This window comes from Geminicoccus flavidas, from assembly GCF_009806515.1.
GTDB lineage: Bacteria > Pseudomonadota > Alphaproteobacteria > Geminicoccales > Geminicoccaceae > Geminicoccus > Geminicoccus flavidus.
Genome location: NZ_WUJP01000696.1, coordinates 1 through 561, shown reverse-complemented (window position 1 = coordinate 561; position 561 = coordinate 1). Strand labels below are relative to the sequence as shown.

General features: G+C 68.8%; 1 protein-coding gene. It reads left to right on the top strand.

The genetic code is table 11. From position 1 onward, the window contains the following. A partial coding sequence (locus tag EQG76_RS19885; protein WP_200840962.1) for an ABC transporter permease occupies positions 1-561 on the top strand: 561 nt, incomplete at both ends.

The window sequence follows — 561 nt, the reverse complement described above, 5'->3', positions numbered from 1 at the left end:
GTGGGCTCGCTGATCGGCGTGCTCGCGACGATCTCGGGCACGATCGCGGTGAGCGGCTGGCCGCTCTGGCTGGCCTGGACCCTGCCGATCCTGGCGGGCATGGCGATCTCGGCGATCAGCGGCTGGCTGATCGCCTATCTGCGGGTGCCGTCCATCGTGGTGACACTCGGCATGCTCTCGATCCTCAAGGGCGGGCTCATCAGCGTCACGGCGGGCGCGTGGATCAACAACCTGCCGGAAGGCTACCATCTGGCGCAGCTCCGCCCGCTGGGCGTGCCGATGGCGGTCTGGTTCATGATCGTGCTCACCGCGCTGGCCGCCTTCTGGATGCGCTATTCCGGCTTCGGCCGCTCCATCTACGCGGTGGGCGGCAATGCCGAGGCGGCGCGTCTGGCCGGTATCGACCGGGCGCGCACCGTGTTCATCGTGTTCGTCATCCACGGCTTCTTCGCCGGCATCGCGGCCGTCCTGTTCGCGACCCAGCTCTCGGTGATCCAGTCCACCGTGCCGCCGAACCTGGAGCTCACCGTGATCACCGCCTCGGTGGTGGGCGGGGTCAGC